Here is a 16,341-nt window from a genome sequence, read left to right as displayed (position 1 = left end):
GCCGGGACTGTCCTGCTGGCCTGGTCACTGCTCCAGCCAGGACCGGAGGCGTCCCACACAGCCGGGACTGTCCTGCTGGCCTGGTCACTCGGGCAGCCACAGCCCGCTGTGGCTGCTCTGCATGGCCTTCAGCCAGGCCTGCACGGCTTCGCCGTTCACCTCCTGGATGGGGTAACTGCGCGTGCGGACCACTTCCCGGGCGCCGGGCGACCAGTCGGCAGTGGCCACGAGCAGGCCCGTGCGGGCCTGCTCCCAGGCGACATCGGCGGCCAGCGTCTTGACTACCACTTTACTGATCTTGCGTTGCTCCCGCTTGCACTGCACGATCATCAGCGGCGGCTGGTGTTCTGCGTCTGCGGCGCCCGCCTCCCAGAGCCTGATGTCCACGCCGTTGTCGTTGCGGCCCGGACCGAGCTCGACCTCGAAGCCTGCCCGGTGGAAGTACTCCGCCACCAGGGCTTCGAACTTCCGCCAGTGCATGGCGGCCAGATCCTCGTACTGGCCGACCAGATAGGTCACGAATCGCTGGTCGAAGAAGCGCCCGTACGATGCGGTCACCGAGTCCGAGGTGAACAGACCGGCTAGGTCCAGCACGTCGCTCCACTCGACGCTGCGTACCCACCGCTTCCACGGGTTGGACGCGTCCTTGAAGTCCTCCTCGCAAAAGGCTAGGTCGACCGCGTCAGCCAGGACATCCCCGTGCAGTCGGCGAGCTGTCTCCCGCAGCATCACGCGGGTGGCCGGGTCGTGCACCTCCATCGACGTCACGAGCAGGCCGGCGCCACGTTCTCGCAGTGCAACCAGCGATTCCAGCTCCTGCTGCGGGGCCGACCCAAGCACGGCATCGATGAAGCCCAGGGTCTGCCAGACCAGGTCCGCATCCCGCAGCCGGTCGTGCAGGAGAAACGAGGTGGGCCGCATCGCCTTGAGTGCGCCAGGCTGGACGAAGGAGTCCGCGACGCAGCGGTTCATGATCTCGAAGGCTTCGCTGCGCATCCGCACGCCGTTCTCGCGCGGCGGATACAAGTGCACATAGCCGTGACGTCCCAGACAGGCCAGGATGTCGGCTTCGGTGATGGCCAAGCCCGCCCGGTAGCCGACCATCTCGGTCAGCCGCTCTGACACGATCCGTCGGTTGACGGGAAAGGCGCCCATCAGTCCTTCTCCCGGTCTGCGGCCGCGGTCAGATAGGCCTGTCCGGCCGGGGTGATGCGGTACTGCCAGGCGCTGGCGTCCTCGATGTAGCCGTGGCCGTGCGGGCCGAGCCGGCGGGCCGCCACCCGCCCGATGGCGACCTTGGCGAGGGTCTGGCCGGGGGCAGCGGCGACGGCTTCGAGCGCGGCCTGCAGCCACTCAGGCAGCGGCGAAGGTCCGGTGGCTCCTTCGGAGGATTCCGGCCGCAGAGCCCGTCCGGCGGCCCGTCCGGCGCGGGTGAGCCGGACCTGGGTATGCCAGATGGGGCCGGTGGGGGAGTCCTGCGCCAGTCGCTGCAGCTCGATCAGTCCCCGGCGCTGCAGCGCGGCCAGCGTGGCACCGGCGCCCGAGTCCAGGACATCACGCCGGCCCAGCTGCTTCTGGACCGCAGTGGCCTCGGCCTCCGGATGGTCGACACCGTAGGTGATCCACCGCCATTGCTCGGCTGGCTGGCGTTCCCGGATGGCGTGCCAGCGGCGGTTCTGCGCGCTCTCGTTGTCCTGGTCGATCGCGAACAGCACCTCCAGGTATACCTGCTGGCGCTCGTTCAGATTCGGCAGACGTCCGCCCGCACCGTCCGGCTGTTCGCCGTGCGGCGCAGGCGGTGGTGCGGGCGGCGGCGTCACGAGGATTCCGGCTGGTCGATCGGTTCGAGCTGGTGGGAGGGCAGCAGCACACTGCCGAGCTTGTAGGCCAGGTGCAGCTCGATCGGCAGCGTCAGAGGATCGGCGAAGTGCGCGGCCGCGGTCCGCCGCTGATGGGCCAGGGCCGCCCACGCCGCAGCCGGGTCGTCACTCTGCTTGACCGCCACGAGGAGCTCCAGCAGCTGCGGATTCCACACGTCCTTGCACGTGTCGATCTTCGGCACGATCTCCCTGTCCCGGTTCCTGCCCTCATGCCACTCCAGGCGGGAGCCGCCCGGGCTCCCGGGGCCTGCGGTCTTGGGCTTGTCGGCGGTGGAGAAGAACAACCGGTTGTTGCCACCGGCGGCCCACAGGCCGCCGCCGACTCCCACCCGGTCCTGCGGGCCCCTCGCTCCGTACGCGAAGTGCTGCGCACTCTCGTCACGGACGTTGGTGCGCAGCCGGATGTGCCGCAGCCCCTTGTACCGTTCGGCGTCCAGGGGCCGGTCGGGGTGGAACGCGAGCCGGTCGGCGACCAGGTTCGGGTTGGTCAGCGCAGGGCACGCCGAGCGGATGTTCTGGGCCAGGGTGAACAGGGCGAGATCCCCGCCGTCGCAGGACTCGGTCACACAGTCGGCGAAGAAGTCCTGGATCTCTGGCTTTTCGAAGGTGCGGGTGCTGCTCCAGGCGGCCAGCTGGACGGAGGCCTCGTGGTAGGTCAGCCAGTCGCGGTGGGGCAGGCGGACCATCACGTGGGGCCGGTCGGGCACGCTCGCCACGGTCAGCGGCATGACGGCCCTGAAGCCACCGGTGCGGCGTACCACCCACAGGCCCAGGCAGGCCACGTCGGTCAGCGGATGCTCCGTGGTGCCCTGCCGGTCCGGAGGCCGGATCAGGCCGCTCTGCCGGATCAGCAGATCACCGATGGCCCTGCGGGCACGCTCCCGCTGGCTCTTCGCGCTCTTCTGCTCCTCCTGCGTGCCCTCGTTGTCGTCCTCGCCCTCACCGGGGCCGGTCCCGGACGCTGCCGCGGCTGGCGGCAGCAGGTTCTGGGTGACCGCACCGCAGCCGGCCGCACCGGCTCGCACCGCCATCTTGGGATCGTGGTCGGCGGAGGTGAACCCGTCGGCGCCGCGCATCTCCACCAGCACGAAGCGGGACGTCACCCCGGGCGCGGGCTGGCCGAGCCGGCTGCGGACCTGCACCTGGCGGCCTGTGCCCGCGTCCTTGAGCCGGTCGTTGCGGCGCCTGAGTTTCTCGTTGACCTCGAGGTTGTCGGCGATCACGCCCACGGGCTCCACCCGCACCAGTACCTCGAGCTCGGGCAGTGTGTACGTCTGCTGCCACGCCTGTACCTGCCCGGGCTGGTCCGCCGCCTCCAGCGGCAGGTCCAGGGCGAGAGCGAGTGCGCTGAGGGCTTCGTCGCGCATGGTGGCGGTGTCGCACCACAGCACGATCTCGATCCGGGGCCCGGCGGCTGCGGCGAGCGCGCTGCGGTCGATGCGCAGCAGTTCTTCCGCGGTCAGGCGTGTGCGGGCGGGGATCGGCACCCGCACATGGGGCTCGTCCACCGTCGCGAAGCCGTCCAGGGCGGGCACCAGCTGGCTGAAGATGCGCCACTTGTCCTTGGCGGAGACGCCGTCGCCGACCGCGTGCCCGGTGTTCTTTCCCAGCCCTGGGCGGTAGGGGACACCTGCGACGGGCTCCCTCGGCAGTCCGTCCTCGCCGGCGCCGGGTTCCAGAAAGTCCAGCGGTTCGCGGGCCAGCGCGGCCGGGTCGGGCAGGAACTCGGACGAGCCCAGCCGCTTCAGCGTGGGCACCAGGTCGTCCGCCCACCCCATGAAGCCCCCCTTCTTGCCCGCCGGGCCGGAATGCCAGGCCATGGAAGCCAGCCCGAACGGGCTGCTGGCATCCGCCCAGGGGGAGGGGGAGAACAGGTGCACGCCGATGGCCCGCTTCGCATCGAACACGTTGTACCGGGCCCAGCGGCGCATCCCGACACGCACGTGCAGCCGCGGCCGCGCCGTGTCTTCCAGGCTCCTGGTCTGCACCGACAACCGCAGCGTGTAGGACCAGGGATAGCGCACCCCTCCCTTGCTCTCATACACGTACGGCGGCCACGACACCAGTTCCGCTCCGTCCCGGACGGCGGTGCGCCGCCACCGGGTCGTGTGCACCGCCCGCACCATCACCCCATCCTGCGTGTCCGTGCCGCCATGGGCTTCGTCCGTGCCGTCCGTACCTCCTTCGCAGGCCGGTCCGGTCTCCCCGTCGCCATGGACGACGTGCCAGTCCGTCAGGCACAGATGCGTGGCCAGCGCGTGCGGCACCAGGGTGTAGTCGGCGCTCTGCGGATCGGTGCCCGGCCCCAGGTCGAGAGTCTTGCGTGTGAACGTCAGGTCCTGGCCGCTGAAGGTGTCCAGGATGCCGGCCAGGACCGCGGTGTTGATCACCGGCGGGCGTCCGCGCTGCTGCGCCAGGTCGTTGCGGTACTGCGCGGCCGCCATCAGCCCGCCCTTGACGAACTCCACCAGCAGCGCACGGTCCGGTTTCTTCTCGTCCGCGTTCGCCGACCACGCCAGCCACGTCTCACCCCGCCGCGCACGGGCGTCGTGGGTGAGAACCTGCGGCATTAACGCGGCGATCGCGCTGTTGACCGCCCACAGAGGGATGGCCCGTTTCTCCTCCTCGGCCTCGCCCTCCGCGGTGGCCGGCCTGAAGACCTGTTCGCGCAGGGGCCGCGCCCACTTCGCGGGGAACTCGCACGTCCAGTACGTCGCCAGATCATGGCCGGCGAAGGACTGCAGGACGAGAGAAAGGGGCTGCAAGAAGTCATAGCGCACGGTGCTGCTCCACGAGGGTGTGCAGGGACTGTCGAAGAGGCCGGTACAGCGGTCCGGCGATCGCCTCATCGGGCCCGTCGAGGGCTTCGTCGAGGGCGTCGAGCATGCCGACGAGCATGCTGTCGTCGTGTCGGGGGTCGAAGGCGGCGTCGCAGAAGTAGACGCGGGCCGTGGCGCCGCCGCGCAGCATCCGGCCGATGATCTGGTCCAGCGGGACGATGTTCGTCCAGTCCATGGCACGCCGCTGGGCCGAGCCGGGATCGGTCGCCGCGTACTGCAGCGTTCCCTCCAGCAGGTCGAGCCACATACGGCGGGCCAGCTCACGGAACATCGCCGCCCGCTCGCCCAGCGTCGTGTTGGGGCCGGCCGAGGGGACCGAGCGCCGGATCTCCTGAACCGCCCACCGGTTCATCGTCTGCACGTGGTAGCTGAGGTCCTCGGGGTGCAGGTGGGGACGGACCAGGTAGAACGCCGCGCCCAGGGCGGCGACGTGGTCGTCGTTGAGGATGTTGTGACCGCGTTCGATGGCGAGCTGAGGCGCGATGAGGATCCAGGCGTCCGTGTGCCGGGCCATCGCGTGCACCTTGCCGCGGGCGATGGTCTGCCTGCTCCAGTGATGGCTGCCGGACTCGTCGTCGGGCACCATCTGCAGGATCTGGTCAGCCCATTCGGGCCGGACCCTGACCAGGTGCTGCAGCACCGCCTCGGCCTCGCGGTAACTGCCCACCAAAAGCAGGACCCGCCGCCGCCCCTCGGGCAGCTCGTCACGGATCTCCTCCAGCAGGCTCTGGCGCGGCCCTCGCAGTCCCTGCTGCCGCTGGCACAACCCCGCCAGCAGCTCCCGCAGCGCTTCCAGCCGCTCCTCGCCCTGCCTGCCCGACACCCTCACCGCGAACGAGGCCCCGCTGGAGGACGGCATCCTGACCGGCAGATACCTGAGCATGATCCGCTCATGCAAAGGCACCTTGTCACCCGTACGGGAGGCGAGGATCCCCGCAACGGGGACCTGCACGTCATAGCGCGGCGAGTTCCCCGCCCAACTGGTGGCCGACAGCAGCAGACACTCCGGCCCCGCCTCCTCCCCGCCCGCCGAACCCCCGTACAGGTGCGGCAGGTTGAGCAGCAGCCAGCGGCCGACCCCCGAACAGCGGAAGAACGACAGCGTCCCGATCTGCTCGAACTGCCCCTCGTGCTCCCGGTACTGGAAACCCAGCAGGTTGCCCATCGGGGAATCCGGCACCAGCGGCAGATACTCGGCCGGCGGACGGTGCACGAGACTGGAGCCCATGGCCTCCAGCCCGGTCTCCATCTCCACCTCCCAGCAGGCACGGGTCAGCAGTGCCAGCTTCCCGGCGAGCAGGGCGACGACCATGGTCACCTGGAACCGCACCGCCAGCCGCTCCAGCGCCTGCTCCCCGGCCAGGACGACGTCCTCCTGCTCGCGCAGCCACTCCACCAGTTCCTGCGTCACCAGCCCCGACGGCTGGTAGCCGCGTGCGGTCAGATCCCGCAGGAACGCAACCGACGCATCCGCGCCCCGGTAACGGCCGGCCGGGTTCTCCAGCCACGTCGAGAAGACCAAGCGCCACCGCCTGAAGACCTCCTCGTCCGCGTCCCACAAGCCCGGCTGTTCCCCCCGGGGCGTGCCGTCCTGCCCCCGTGGCCGCGGCCGGTGCGCGATCTCACCGGCCAGCCCCAGCGCCAGCCGCCACTCGTTGAAGTAGCCCTGGCCAAGCCATTCCCGCACGTGACCGTGCTCGGCCAGCAGACCACGCAGATGGGTCACCAAAAGCCCGGCCGTACTGATGTCGACGGACCAGTCCCGCACCGGCTCGCTGAACAGATGCTGGCCGCGGGTATGGCGCATGTGCCGCTCGAACAGCGGCCGCACCTCGTCCAGCCAGGCGTCCTCACCCGGCCCGGCCAGCGCCTGCGAGGGACTGAACGCCTGGTCCCACTGGATCTGCACCCGGTCGGCCTCGTCCACCACGAACGCGTCGCTGCGCTGCCACGCCAGCTCCAGATACCGCATGTCATACCGCGACAGCTGCTCGGGAACCCGGCAGTGCATCAGGCTGGCGGGCGTGGCCACCCACACCGCAGCCTCCACCAGTTCCCGCGCCGCTTCGTGCCGCCCGCACACCGGAAGCAGCGAACAGTCCACCGCAGCCTCCCGCTGCTGCTCACCGTTCTCGGCCCCCCACGGCCGCAGCCGGCGCACACACGGGGCGTCCTTGAGCGCCAGCGGCTCGGTCAGCTCCGCCAGCCCCTGCAGCACGCACTCGGTGGAGATCCACCGCAGCCGCGGGTCCTCCAGCAGCACCAGACCCCGGGCATGCACGTCCGCCGGGCGGTGCACCTGCTGCAGATGCCGGCCGCGGTTGGCCGCCCCCAGGATCGGCGCCGCCCGCACCCCGTACCGGCACAGCGCGGTGACCATGTCGAGAACGGACACGACATCCCCGAGGACCACCGTCAGCGTGTGCCGCCGGTGCGGCTCGGCACCCGCCCATACCGCGGCGACCGTGATCAGCGTGGTCTTGCCGACGGCCGGCATGCCCACCACGTGCATCACGTCCGCCAGCACCAGCTTCTTCGACGTCCGCAGCCGGCCGTCACTCTGACGCACCAGCAGATAAAGATCGTCGATGCGCCCCCGCCAGTTGTTGCGCAGCCCCAGCCGCGCGTCCACCGCGTCCATCAGATCCGCGGTCTCCGCAAGCGCCGACCAGCGCAACGTCACCTTCTTGCGCCGCCGCCCCGCCCCATGCCGCTGCGCAGGCAGGGGCGTCATCCCCTCCGGCACCACCACACTGGCGTCCGCGCGCCCCATGCGGTAGCGCACACCCTCCTCGGCCACAGGCACCCGCAGCTCACGATGCTCCGGCAGCGCCGCCAGGGCCTCCGCGTAGATCTGCTCCCGGTCCGACACCACCGCCAGCGAACCCCGCCGCTCCGCAGGCCGCGACGGGTCCTTCACGTCGAACATCCGCAGCATCTCCGGCAGCGCCTGATACGACTGCAGAGCCCTGCCCCAGTCGCTCTGGCTCTTCAGCTCGCTCACCAGCCACCGCAGCGCCGCCGAACTGGCCACCGCCCGCTGATCGCGCGTACGGAACTCGTAGCCGTTCATCAACGCCCAGGCATCACCGGCCGCCGCACCCCGGGCCCACGACCCGAGCGCGAACAGCCCGAGTTCCACCGACGCCACCAGCCGCACATCCACACGGCCCAGACCGTTGCTCTTGGCCGCCCGCCTCAGCTTCTGCCCGAACTTCCTGTACCAGCCACTGCGGTCACGGGCCACAGACGACCTCCCCCAGCGTGCCCAGATCGGGGCAGGACGCCACCAGATCCCTGTCGGATACCACTTCGATCTGCGGCTGCGCCCGCAGTGCCTCGCTGCGCCTCGTGAGGATCTTCACGTAGCTGCGGTTGGCACGCAGCCGGTCGTGGGGAACGACCAGAAACCCCCTGCTGTACGCGTGCGGATCGTCCGTACCCCATGTCGGGAACGTCTTGATCCGCCGCGCCAGGAGATAAGGGCTGCGCCAGTCCTTCACATCCACCCCGACGCTGAACCCATTGGGCCATACGGCCACCAGATCCAGCGCGTCCAGCTTCGGATACAGCACCACCCGGGCCCCCCGCGCCGCCAGCCGCCGCGCAAGATCCAGCTCAGGTGCGCCCGGCAGCGCCACGAACCGCACCAGCTCCGGCTCCAGCCGCCGCGCCCCCTGCGCCTCCACCCAGACCGGCTCGGGCAGATCGGCCCGCCGCGCACAGCGCCACACCCCACACCGCACCCGGCCGTCCGCCCGCGGAGCGACCCACTGCCCGCAGCCGCCGCACACAGCCACCCGCCCGCCGAGTGTCACCTCCGCCGTGACCCGCCCGTAGGACTCCTCCATCCAGGTGGCCCACTGCGGCACGTCCAGCACCGCGTTCTTCGCCGCCATGAACTCGTCCGGCCCCAGCACCGCGTGCTCGGTGACGAACAGCCGCCATCGCGCATACAGTTCCGGCCGCCCGAGCTGGGCAGCCATCTTCTTGATCTCCTTTACCAGCGTGCCCTCGTGCACCTCGGACACCACGTCCTGGGCCGAGACGGCCCACTCCAGGCAGAACTCGCTCGGCTCGCCGCCGATCAGGAGCCGCTCCCCGTCCACCTGCGCATCGGCATCGAACTCCAACGGCCAGGAGTCCACCGGCCGTTCGGCGCACCACACACCCACCAGGTCCTGCACGCCCACAGGAGCGTCGCGGCCCGCCCGCACACACAGGGCGGCCAGCCGGTCCAGTCCCAGCTGCAGACTGCGGTCATAGGGATGCTGAAGCCGCCGCACCCCCGTCCAGCCCTGCATTCCCACCAGTCCCGACGCCACCAGGCTCAAGACCACTTCGCCAGCACGTACCGCACTGGCCCGCCCGGAATACACCGGGCCGATCTGTGTCAGACTCACCCGCCACACGCTAGAGGCCACCACTGACAGTCACCGGCTAAACCGGGCAGTAACCCCAAGTGACCTGCCACGACGCGCCGCGGACCCTCCGCAGCGCTCCTTGCTGCGGCAGCATCACAGCACCGGCCGCGCATCTGCTGCCGGTCAGCCGGCGGCCGGCCGGCACAGCGCCGCCTGATCCGCGGCTCCTGCTGGACATCCGGCGGATACCAGCCACTGGTCAGGTGCGAGCCGCAGACTCCACGCCCCCCGGGCCGCCGACCTGAGCACGCCAGAAGGCGAGGTTGCCCTCGATGACGGGGATGGTGGGGTCATCGCTTTCCAGAACCTGCTGCGCGACCGAGAGCATCCCGCTCAGAACACGCACGGCTTCCCCCGGCCTGCCCGCACGTCCCTGCCACATCGCGAACTTGTCGAGAGCCGTCAAGACGGCGACGTGCCCGGCGCCGAGATGCTGCTCGACGTGCGCGACCAGACCCCGGTACGTCTCGATCGCCGCGCGCACGTCTCCAGCGGCGGCGTACCAGTCGCCGAGATCCTCGAACGCCTTCACGGTACTGAGGTGTCCGGGCCCCAGAACCCGCTCCAGATCGGGACCCAGACTGCGAAGTCCCGCGATCGCCGCGTGCGGATCTCCCGCTTCACCACGCATGACGGCAAGACTGTGACGCGCCTCGAGAACACCCGGATGATCCTCGGCGAACACGTGCAGCTGGTCCTCGATCAGGAGCTCCAGCACGCGCACGGCGTCACGGGCTCTGCCCGCCTCACCCAGGCACAGCGCGAGACTGTAGCGGGAAATGAAGGTGTCGGGGTGGCGAGAGCCCAGGATACGAGCCCGGTCCGCGGCGACGGTCTGAAGATCCGCAGCAGCCGCGGTAGGGTCCGTCCCGGCCTCCAGCCGAGCGAGATTGTGGCGGGCGGCAAGCAGCTCGGGGTCATCGGTGTCGAAGACCTCGCCCATGTCCCGGATCAGTGCCCGGTAGCCGGTAATGGCTTGGTCAGTTTCACCTGTTGCGGCCTGCCAGCGGGCAAGGCTTTGCCGAGAGGTCATCACGTACGGATGCCGGGGCCCAAGCACCCGCGTCTGGTCCCGCACAAGTACCTCAAGCAACACGACGGCCTGGGCGGCGTCTCCCGCCTCACCGATCCACCGGGCAAGGTTGTGACGTGCCATCAGGGGACCGTGGTGATCGCTGCCGAACTCCTCCTCCATGGCAGGAACCAGGTCACGGTAGGCCTCCGCAGCCTGTGCAGCATGGCCTGCCGCGCCCTTCCAGTAGGCAAGGTTGTGCAGCGTCGTGAGAATCACCGTGCGCTCTGCCCCCGCGCGCCGCCGCCCGGCGAGCACGTCCGTCAGAGCGACCACCGCGCCTGGAGCATCACCGGCATTCCCGCGCACCACCGCCAGATCGTGACGGACCGACAAGGTCTCCAGCGCGCCGGCCCCGTACCGCCGCCGGTAGTCGGCCTCCACGCTTTCCAGGGTCGTCACTGCCTGCGCGAGGTCCGCGGACTTGGCCTGCCAGCGGCCCAGCATGTGCCGCGCGACCAGTGCGGAAGGGTGATCAGGCCCCAGGTACCGGGAGGCGAGCGCGGCCAGCTCCTTGAAATGCTCGCGCGCCCAGGCGGTGCCACCGGACTCGCCCGCGCTGTTGCCCAGCCGGAACAGAACCGGACAGGCGCTTTCGTCGAGCCACAGCGGATGGCTGTCCGTGTCCTGGTCGAGGGCGGCCAGCGCACTCGCGCTGGCCCGCAGCCGCTGTGCGAGGTCCTGGTCGTCCTCGGGGTGGGGCCAGATCTCGAGCAGAGCGCGTGCGGCCGCCGGCAGGACAAGGGCGGCGCGCTGCTGCCAGGCATCGCCCTCACCGGCGGGTACGCGGTACTCGCGTACGGCGCGCTGAATCAGCTGATGGACACGCACAAACCAAGAGGCATGGCCGCCACCGTGCCCAACACGGTCGATCAGGTGCAGGCGGTCCAGCGTCGCCAACGCGAGCTCGGCTTCCAGCTCGTCAACATCCCGGCCTGCCCCACTGCGCTCGGCCAGCCAGGCACAGGCGGCCCTGCTGCCGAACAACTGCTCCGGAATACCTGCGGTTCCGTCGACAACGGCCGCCAGCTCCAGCATCGGCCTGGCCAGCTTGCCAGTGTGCCGGTCGGCCTGCTCGATGGAAATATCCCACAGCGCAGCCACCGAACTGCCGCCAGAGCCACCCCGCACAGCGGGGGTGAGCCGTTCGAGAGTCAGCCGGCGATCCGCCAGCAGACGCCGGTAACGAGCCACGCTGCAGGAGACGTTGTAGTCCAGATATGCGGCGGCCCGGGACAGAGCCAGAGGAAGGTGACCCAGATCCTCGGCAAGCCCAGTCAGCTCCGCAACGAAATCACTTCCGGCATCCGCGGGCCGCCGCAGCGTTCCGCGCAGGCAGGCGAGCGACTGGGCAGGGGTGAAGACACCCACCGGCAGGAAGGCATGGCCGCTCATGGCGGCGAGATCCCCTTCGCGGCTGCGCGTGGTCACGATGACCCTGCCGTCGCCAGCAGTGTGCTGGGGAGGCCAGAGCCCCTCCATCACACCGGGGGAGTGCACGTCATCAAGAACGATCAGCCACCTGCGTTCCGTTGTCCGCAGCCAGTTGAGGAACCGGCGGGCCGACGTCGCGGTGTCCTCGCCCTCAGGCGCCAGCGCCAGCGTCCCGGCCGCCTGCGCATAAGCGCCGACCACATCCGACGCACTGTGCGCCGTCACCCACAACAGCACGTCGACACCGCGCCCGTCATCGCCGGCAGCAGCGTGGCAGTACCAGGCGGCCAAAGACGTCTTGCCCACCCCTCCGGTACCAGCGATCACCCGCCCCCTCACCGGACGGGACGCACCGTTCCCGCCCTCATCGCCCTCCGCACACCGCAAGGCACGTGCCAGCACATCCTGGGCCCCCCGCTCGACGAATACCTTGCTCACATCCGGCACCAGCCCCAGACGCAGCACCCCGCCGCCCCCCGGCGCATGGTCCTGCATCTGCTGTGAGCCGGCCCACCGCAGGTAGCCGCCAATCCCGCCGACCAGCCCGCCCTGCCCGGCCCCGGCCTCAGCGATTCGCTCCAAGAGATACTCAGGGGCATCCTGCAGCGCATAGCGCACCAGATCAGGATGGGCCGCGAACTTCTCGTCCAACCAGTGGCGCCCCCGCCACCTGCGCACGAACGGGAACGTGACCCGCAGGCCGTCGAACCACTGCTGCTCGGCCGGGGTCGGGTCGATCGGCACGAGCAGATCCCAGTGATCCGGCTGATGGCGTGCCGCCGACACCAGCGACCGCACCACCTGCCTGCGACGCCCCGAGTCCATCCGGCCAGTGAACGACTTCGCCTCGTACACGATGAGTTCGCCGTCATCCGTGTACTCGAACAGGTCCCGGCCACCATCCCCACCCTTGCCGTCGACGGCCTCAGCCCGTTCCCGCAAGCGCAGCACCAGCAAAGTCACCACAGACTCCGACAGCGCCGGATTCTCGGCCAGCTTCTCCCACGGCACTCTCACCACAAACCCACTCTACGAACCCCCTCCGACACCCGAGACGTTCCGTGCCGGCGGCCTGCACCGGCGAAGCCCGACAAGAGGGCTGAACCGCTGGTCCCAGGTCACAGAACACCCAACCGGCCAGGTATCCAGACGCCCGGAATCCCGCACGAAGAGGCTGCGCCCTCGCCAGGAAAGGAAGGGCGTTGAGACCACACCGCACGGCAAGGACACCCCCCACCAAGGCCGTTGACGCGCCGTGGGCAAAGGCCCGCCGCCTCAGTCTCTTGGCCGGAGCAAGACGACGGGCCTCTCTCAGACGCGGACATGCTCCGCACCTGCCTAAACACCGACGCCACGCCACTGCAGGCACCGGCGAACTGTTCAACGATCCTGCCACGAGGAGCGTTTAGTCCAGAACATGTGAACTTATCCACGCTCCGCAGGCCTTGGACAAAGCGTGTGACCCGTCCCACACTGCGAAGTGTCATCCTCGCGGGGCTTTCCGCCGCAGTCCTTGGCCGGAGCACGGTGAAAGGCCCTCTCAGACACGGGAGTTCACGCCATGCACCGATCTCCGTCATCGACCGGAGGCCGTTACCGTCGGCCCCTCTGCGGCACACCAGTTCCCGGGCACAGCCAAGTGATTGTCCTGGTGGTCATCGTCCTGCTGGCAGTCACCGTAGGTATCGCCGCGCCGACCCCCGCAGCTGCGGCCAGCACCGCAGCCCTTGTCCAAGCAGGGGCCGCTTTGTGGATTGTGCTCCGTCGCTCCGGCGCCTCGACGGCTGAGAGCTGATGCCGACGTCAGCATCGCCGGCTCCCCGCTTTCCGGGCGTGGAGCCGGCGTACGGGATCCCCAACATCGTGCAGTGCGTGGAGCACGCCCAGGCCGGCGACGGTGCAGCCTTCGCGCAGCTCTACACGGCCTACAGCGACACGGTGTACCGGTACGTCTACTACCGGGTCGGGGGCAGGGCAACCGCTGAGGACCTGACCAGCGAAGTATTCGCCCGAGCGCTGCAGCGCCTGTCCACGTTCACCTGGCGGGGACGGGACTTCGGGGCCTGGCTGGTCACCATCGCCCGCAACCTTGTGGCCGACCACTTCACCTCGGCGCGCTTCAGGCTGGAAGTGACGACCGGCGAACCCCTGGACAGCAACGACGTCGAGCGAAGCTCCGAAGACGCGGCCATCGAGAGCCTTCGCAACACCGGGCTGGCCGAAGCCCTCAACAGACTTCCCCGCCGCATGGGGCAGGTCACCTGGCTGTGGGCATCCGGCGAGCCGACCGCCCGCATCGCACAGCAGCTGGGCATCAGCCCCAGCACCGTCCGGGTCCACCTCTTCCAGGCACGCCAGCGCCTCGCCGCCGACCCCCTCGTGGCCCACCTCGCCAGCCCCACACGCTCCTGACCACACCACCCCGTCAATCCACCACCTACGCCTCTTCGGAATCCGCGAACTCACAGGAGCTCGCCATGCGCGTCAGGAGCAGCCGCAGACGGTCCGCCCGCCCCGGCTCCCAGGCCGGCAACAGCGCCCCCGACACCGGGTCAAGCTGACCCCGCCACTGCGCGACACGGTCCCGCACCGATGTCTGCCACCCGTCCCAGTCAGCCCCCGGCAGACCACTGACAACCGTCAGCCGCAACGGACACCCCAGCACCCCCAGGCGGCGCGTCAGCGCCGACACCTGCTCCTGCGTCCATGCCAGCACCCGCCGCCCACCCAGGGCCCCCTCCAGCACCTCCACCGCCGCGCCAGGAGAACAGGCACCGTCCGGCACCTCACGGCTGCGGGCCCCGGCCAGCCGTACGACGACGTCCACCAGTTTCGCCCCCTTCCCGTCCACCGCCGTCACACGGGCCGCGGCCGCCGGACGCGCCCGCCCTGATGCCGTCCGGCCACCCTCCACCATCTCCACCCACACCACTGCAAGCCGGGAATCCTCCAGCAGACACCGCGCCCACCCGGCCAGCACCCCACGCCGCTGCCTCAACGACACCTGCAGCGCCGCCACATCACGCAACCGCCAGCACATCGGGCACAGCCTCTCTCCGTCACGGACGACAAGAGGCCGGTCACAGCAGGCACCACAGCCCACGCACACATGCGTCTCACGGGCACGCCGACTCGCCGCAGCCTCCAACTGCCGCGCAGACGACGCAGTCGGCCGAGTGGCCTCCACCCGGTAAAGCCCCACCACCCCGCGACGTCCGCGGTGGTAAGTCCGCACATGACCGCTCACCCCACCCACAGGCTCCCGCGGAAGATCAGCTGCCAGCAACTGAGTCCTGGACGCCATCGACCACGGCACCTGCCCCCAGTCCTCGTACGACGCGGCCATCCCAACCTCCATCCTTCACATCCTGTGATGAATCGCCAACCCCGAAGATAGCCCGCGATACTCATCTCAGCAAACACAAACAGGCCTGTGAGCAGCCATTTTTAAGTTTACAAACTAAATCTCAACCACACTGCTGAGCCAGTCCCCACTCCAGCCCAGCCCGCAAAAAATCACCCACGGTGACAACTTCATCCGCCCACCGCTCATACTCCGCCAACGCCTCCACCGCCCCCCGATCCCGCCCCTCCCGAGTAAGCACCACCCCCGGATACCGATCCCGCCAATCCCGCAGCGCACAGACCGCCTCGGCCGACACCGACCAACACCCCGCCCGAACCTGCCGCGCCACCCCAGAGGGAAGACGAAACGACACAGCCTCCGGATACCCCACGTCCCTCGCCCCCGGCCAACGCCCCATACCCCCACCGCCGCCCCCCGCATCCGGCCACTCCCTCAGCCACCCCCGCACAACCAACTCATGACGAACCCCGTACAGGACAAACGAGTCAACCGTGTCCAGCAACCGCCCCTCCTCACGCAACCCCGCCACCACCGCACGCCACCGAGCACGTACGACATCCGCCTCACGCCGACTCAAGCCCCCAACGTCCCACGCAGCATCACGTGCCAGCTCCCGCCGCACAGCACGATGACGCGACACAACACCCTCCAACCGAGAGCGCGTCCCCAGAGCCACCTTCACCGTCATGGACACCAAACCCTCATCAGCCATAACCCCAGCCTCCCAGAAACACGCACCCCGGCACACCACAACCACCCCGACGGAACCAACCGCGCGAGAAACCTGGCACGCCGCCAGGCGTCCAACCCACCACACGAACCCAAGCCCCAGACAACGACAGAGACAACCCCCAAGCCACCATGAGAAACAGACACCCACTCAGACCGGCGCCAGCCGGACACCCACCCACTGCTCCCCGACAGGGGAGCGGCAGACACCCAAATAACTGTGCAACCACCCCGTTATGACATCACTGGCGCCGACAGGCGCCGGCACCCCAACCCCCAGGCTTCAAAACCCCACCCCTCCCCGCCAGGGGAGGGGCCGTCACCCACCCCGTCCTGCCGCCAGGCAGGACACCATCCCTGCTGAGCGGGCCGCCAGGCCCGCCAACACCCGCACAAACCAACCAAGTTGGCCCGCCAGGGCCAACCCCGCACCGTACACACAGTCGTGCCGTCAGGCACGACGACAGCACCTAACGGGCCGTCAGGCCCGTAGTTGGCCGCTAGGCCAACTTAAGAGCCGACAGGCTCTCCGCCAGCCACAACGCCATGCCGGACAACGGCATCAAGTTCCTCGCACTCCCTGACGATCCGCGCC

At 69.5% G+C, this 16,341-nt stretch carries 8 protein-coding genes; 1 reads left to right on the top strand and 7 read right to left on the bottom strand.

What is annotated here, in order from left to right:
• Positions 1 to 84: 84 nt before the first annotated feature.
• From ABZ646_RS21395 to ABZ646_RS21370, 6 genes are all read right to left on the bottom strand, one after another.
• Entirely contained in the window at positions 85 to 1,155 is a 1,071-nt protein-coding gene (locus ABZ646_RS21395; protein WP_360521034.1) for a restriction endonuclease, read from the bottom strand.
• Positions 1,155 to 1,820, bottom strand: coding sequence for a hypothetical protein (locus ABZ646_RS21390; protein ID WP_360521031.1), 666 nt, complete (start codon positions 1,818 to 1,820; stop codon positions 1,155 to 1,157). The genes ABZ646_RS21395 and ABZ646_RS21390 overlap by 1 nt, the downstream gene beginning before the upstream one ends.
• Entirely contained in the window at positions 1,817 to 4,660 is a 2,844-nt protein-coding gene (locus tag ABZ646_RS21385) for an RNaseH domain-containing protein (RefSeq protein WP_360521028.1), read from the bottom strand. The genes ABZ646_RS21390 and ABZ646_RS21385 overlap by 4 nt, the downstream gene beginning before the upstream one ends.
• Entirely contained in the window at positions 4,650 to 7,967 is a 3,318-nt protein-coding gene (locus tag ABZ646_RS21380) for a hypothetical protein (RefSeq protein WP_360521025.1), read from the bottom strand. The genes ABZ646_RS21385 and ABZ646_RS21380 overlap by 11 nt, the downstream gene beginning before the upstream one ends.
• Positions 7,957 to 9,123: a hypothetical protein gene (locus tag ABZ646_RS21375; RefSeq protein ID WP_360521022.1), complete on the bottom strand. Its 1,167-nt coding sequence runs from the start codon at positions 9,121 to 9,123 to the stop codon at positions 7,957 to 7,959. The genes ABZ646_RS21380 and ABZ646_RS21375 overlap by 11 nt, the downstream gene beginning before the upstream one ends.
• Before the next feature lie 220 nt (positions 9,124 to 9,343).
• The gene (locus ABZ646_RS21370; RefSeq protein WP_360521019.1) at positions 9,344 to 12,661 is read right to left on the bottom strand and encodes a tetratricopeptide repeat protein; all 3,318 of its coding nucleotides are present in this window, start codon (positions 12,659 to 12,661) and stop codon (positions 9,344 to 9,346) included.
• A gap of 822 nt (positions 12,662 to 13,483) precedes the next feature.
• Here ABZ646_RS21370 and ABZ646_RS21365 point away from each other — a divergent pair.
• Positions 13,484 to 14,062, top strand: coding sequence for a sigma-70 family RNA polymerase sigma factor (locus ABZ646_RS21365; RefSeq protein ID WP_360521037.1), 579 nt, complete (start codon positions 13,484 to 13,486; stop codon positions 14,060 to 14,062).
• A 25-nt stretch (positions 14,063 to 14,087) separates the two neighbouring features.
• Here ABZ646_RS21365 and ABZ646_RS21360 read toward each other — a convergent pair whose 3' ends face one another.
• Positions 14,088 to 14,648, bottom strand: coding sequence for a hypothetical protein (locus ABZ646_RS21360; protein ID WP_360521016.1), 561 nt, complete (start codon positions 14,646 to 14,648; stop codon positions 14,088 to 14,090).
• Positions 14,649 to 16,341 lie beyond the last annotated feature (1,693 nt).

It is taken from the genome of Streptomyces sp. NPDC007162 (assembly GCF_040634175.1).
Classification (GTDB): domain Bacteria; phylum Actinomycetota; class Actinomycetes; order Streptomycetales; family Streptomycetaceae; genus Streptomyces.
Note: the sequence above shows the minus strand (reverse complement) of the source record. Positions and strands in the feature narration are given on the sequence as shown.

What these genes read in the sequence shown, in the direction of transcription:
- ABZ646_RS21395 (WP_360521034.1), bottom strand. Translation starts at nt 1,155, where the DNA reads ATGGGCGCCTTTCCCGTCAACCGACGGATCGTGTCAGAGCGGCTGACC.